The following is a 3,936-nucleotide window of genomic DNA, read 5'->3' as shown; positions in this document are numbered from 1 at the left end:
AACGATCAACAGACACCCGAATCCCCGCGACGACAGAGCGTCCGAATCAACGACCCAGGACACTAGGCCGTGGCGGGTACCGCGGCGGTGGCCCAGAAGGACGCCCTCGCCACCTGGGCGAACGTGCCCTTCGGGTGGTTGCGGAACAGCGGCTCGGTGCCGAACAGCACCGTGGCCGTGCCGCGTGACGACACACCCGACACCACCGCCGCCTGGCCCGCCGCCTGCTCGGGGCCGCCGGTGCCGGTGGCGTTCGGCAGCCAGTGGCCGGCGATGAGCGGGTTGCCGGGGCCGTAGCGCTGCTCGACCGTCACGCCCGCTCCCACGTTCGTGAAGAACAGGGGGGAGTAGACGAACGCGGTGTTCATGGCACCGGAGCCCAGCAGGCCGGGGCCGTTGGTCAGCGACACCACCCCGTTGGCGTCACCCCGACCGGCCACCGGCGTGACCTGGAGCAACCCGGCCTCGGCGTTGAATCGGGCGCCGGTGGCGCCACGGGTCACCACGCCGCCGGTGACCAGGAACTCGTCGACCCGGCCGCGGGCGGCCGTGTTCAGCGCCGTGTACGACAGGCCCGCCGACACGTACAGGACGTCGACGCCGGTCAGGTCGCCGCCGGCGTTCAGCGCGCCGGTCGAGGTGGTGCGCACGTCGAAGCCGAGCTCGCGCAGCGTGAACAGCTCGTCGGCGCCGGCGGCGACCGCCAGCACCGGGCGGCGTACCGGCACCCCGACGGTGCCGTAGGGCGCCGACGTGAACCGGACGCCGTAGCGGTCGGCCACGGTGGCGGCGGCCCGACGGTGGGCGGCCGGCACGAGGACCGCGCCGTTGGACGTCCATCGGACCGGCACGCCCTGTTCGAGCAGCGCGTTGGCCGCCCGCACGTCGTTCTCGGAGACGACCGACAGCATCAGGTCGCGCGCGGACGGCGCCGGCAGGCCACCGGTCGGGCGGGCGACGCTGACCGGCACGGTGATCGCCGGCAGGTAGCGTCCGCGCACGGTCTCGACCGAGGCGCCCCACAGGAGGCGGTGACTCCAGCCGGAGATGTCGTACATCTGCGGCACGAGCGCGGACAGGTCGCGTCCGGCCTCGAGCATCGCGTTGGCGAGCCCCCGCTTGGGCTGGTGCATGTTCACCACGTACGAGCCGGCCGGGTAGTACCTGCCGTCGTTCCAGAACGGCACCACCGCGCGGGTCACCCGCACGTCGTGGGCGATCAGGTGGTCGACGAGCCGCGCCGCGGCCTGCTCGCTGCGCTGACCGGTGCCGACCGGGATCACGTACGCCCGCGGGAACGTGGTGCTGTACCGGTCTTCGGGGCCGAAGCCGGGGACGAAGTTGTCGGGGATCTGCCGCTGCTGCTCGCCCTCCCAGCCGCGCCGGAACAGCTCGATCTGGTTGCTGATCAGCGTGCCGCGGTTGGTGTCGGTGTAGGTGATCGCCGCGCGGATGGTCGCCTCGACGACGTCGACGTTGACCCGCGACCGGCGCTGCAGCTCCTCGACCGGCAGCGTCTGGTACGCGCCGCGGTTGACCTGCAGCGGCACCTCGACGGTGTGCCCGATCGCACCGTGGTACATCGAGTACATCGGGGTGAAGATCGGCGGCCAGTCGTCCCAGTCGCCGGGGGCGTAGTCGCGGAACGGGATGTCGGCCCGCGTGGTCTCGGGGTGGCCGAGGGCCTGGATGCCCTGCTCCATGCCGAGCGCGTTCGGGTACGCGTGCTTGATGTACAGGTCGTAGTCGTAGTTCTGGCCGTGCGGGGCGGTGCTCGGCTCGATCAGCGTGGTGCCGGTGTAGCCGTGCTCGTCGAGCATCACGAGCGGCTGGGTGGCGATCACGACGTCGCGCACCGCCCGCGACTCCGGCTGCGACGAGGTGGCGTGGTCGCGGTTGATGTCGAAGCCGTTGCCGTTGGGCCGCTGGCCGAGCACGCGGCCGTCGGGGTTGTTGGTGACGGTGAAGTACAGGCGGGTGCGCCCGAGCAGGTCGGCGGTCGCCTTGTCGGTGGCGGTCGCCAGCTTCTCGATGAGCCGGATCGACCCGTCGAGCCCCTCGTACTCGTCACCGTGGATGTTGCCGTTGATCCAGACCGGCGCCTTGTACCCGGCCTTCAGCTTGCGGTCGCGGGCGGCCTTCCACGGGTCGTCCTCGATCATGCGGCGCCACTGGTCCTGCTGCCGGGTCTGGTCGGCCTTCTCTGGCGCGGTCACGGTGACCAGGTACAGGTCGCGGCCCTGCGCGCTCTGGCCGATCACCTCGACCGAGACGCGGTTGCTGGCCGCCTGCAGCGCGTTCAGCTTCGGCGCGACACCGTGGTACGGCAGCAGGCCCAGCTTGATCGCGGAGTCGGCCGGGTTCTCCGGGAACGTGCGGAGCACCTGCTGGCGCGGGTAACCGCGCTGGCGCCACGTGTCGCTGTTCAGCGGGGACGCGTCGGCGCCCGCCGCCCGTGCGGCGACTCCGCCGGTGACGTCGGTGGCGGCGACGTCGTTGCGCTCGGGCCCGTTGCCGAAGTCACGGGTGGCGCCCGCCGCGCCCGGTGCCGGCGGGTCCGCGGACGCGGGACCGGCGACGGCGCCGAGCGTGCCGACGGTGGCGACCGTGGCCAGAACGGCGACAGCGGTTCGGATACGCACGGGAAGCCTCCGGTCGCGCAACGAGACAGATGAATCCCTGCGTACCGGACCGCTACCGCCAGCACAACCCTCGCGTCGGCGATGGGATCTAGAAGCGGGTCTGCACCGCCGTCTCGATGCGGGCGAGGCGGAGCTTGATCTGGTCGAGCTCGGCGAGGATCGCCTTCTCGGCGGGGCTGGGCTGGTCGGCGTCGGCGTCGCCCGTCACGTGGATCACGGTGCCGTTCGTGCCGGGACCGGCGGGCAGCGCCAACTGCCCACCCGCGCGGGCGCCGACCCCACCGGGCGCGGTCGGCTCGCCGCGGAGCAGGGCGATCTCGTGGTAGAGCATGCTGAGACTCTGCTCCACGACGTCGAGGAACAGGTCGACCTCGGTTTCGTCGTACCCGCGCCGGCCGGCGGGCGGCTTGCTGAACTCGACCCGGCGCACGTCTCGGGGCTTGAGCGGTTCCACAGGCATCCCTCCCGTCCATCAATACGCAGCCGACGTGCTGAAATCCTCTCCATGACGAACGAGTTTCCGGTTGTGGTCACGGGGGCGGCGGGCCTGGTCGGGGGCCTCGTCGTCGACGGCTTGAGCGACCGCTTCGACCTGCGCCCGTCCGACATCCGGCGCGACGGCGGCGACCTGCGCGACCGGGCGTTCGTCGACGGCCTGCTCGACGGCGCGGGGGCGGTGGTGCACCTGGCGGCGAACGCCGATCCCGACACCACCTGGGCGGAGCTGAGGGGTCCGAACGCCGACGCGGTCGCCACCGTGCTCGACGCGGCCGCGCGGTCGGCCACGGTGCGGACGGTGGTGCTGGCCAGCTCGCTGCACGCGATGGGCGGCCACCTCGACGCGGGTGCCACCGGCATCGCCGCCGACTGGCTTCCGTACCCGTGCTGCGCGTACGGCGCGACGAAGGTGCTCGCGGAGCAGCTCGGGCGGGTGTACTCGGATACGCACGGGCTCGCCGTACGGTGCCTGCGTCTGGGCGGGGTCGCGGCGCGTCCGGAGGCGGCGAGCTGGCTCGGTGGTTGGCTCAGTTTCCGGGACGCGGTGAGCCTGGTCGAGGCGGCACTCACCGCCGAGGTCAGGTACGGCGTGTACCACGGGATCTCCGCCAACACCGGCAGCATGTGGGACTGGTCGTCGGCCCGCGACGAGCTGGGCTACCGGCCCCGCGACGACTCCGCGGAGCACGCTCACGCGGTCACCGACGATCTGACCGGAGCCAGCGACGGCGCGCGCCTGGCCCACCTGACCTAGGCCGTGTCGCCCGTCGCCGCCGCCACGACGTCCCCCTCCGCC

The 3,936-nt window shown here is 72.4% G+C and carries 3 protein-coding genes; 1 reads left to right on the top strand and 2 read right to left on the bottom strand.

Features of this window, described 5'->3' with window-relative positions; translation table 11 throughout:
• Positions 1–62: 62 nt before the first annotated feature.
• Positions 63–2,642, bottom strand: a complete 2,580-nt coding sequence (locus Voc01_RS19185; protein WP_239160315.1) for a M14 family zinc carboxypeptidase — start codon at positions 2,640–2,642, stop codon at positions 63–65.
• Positions 2,643–2,730: 88 nt separating this feature from the next.
• Positions 2,731–3,102 carry a DivIVA domain-containing protein gene (locus Voc01_RS54105; RefSeq protein ID WP_203928842.1) on the bottom strand — a complete coding sequence of 124 codons (372 nt, stop codon included), beginning with the start codon at positions 3,100–3,102 and terminating at the stop codon, positions 2,731–2,733.
• A 45-nt stretch (positions 3,103–3,147) separates the two neighbouring features.
• On the opposite strand from Voc01_RS54105, the gene Voc01_RS19175 reads away from it, so the two are divergent.
• Positions 3,148–3,894: an NAD-dependent epimerase/dehydratase family protein gene (locus tag Voc01_RS19175; protein WP_203928841.1), complete on the top strand. Its 747-nt coding sequence runs from the start codon at positions 3,148–3,150 to the stop codon at positions 3,892–3,894.
• Positions 3,895–3,936 lie beyond the last annotated feature (42 nt).

This window comes from Virgisporangium ochraceum (assembly GCF_016863655.1).
GTDB classification, from domain to species: domain Bacteria; phylum Actinomycetota; class Actinomycetes; order Mycobacteriales; family Micromonosporaceae; genus Virgisporangium; species Virgisporangium ochraceum.
The sequence above is the reverse complement of the archived record's forward strand: the minus strand, read 5'-3'. Positions and strand labels throughout refer to the sequence as shown.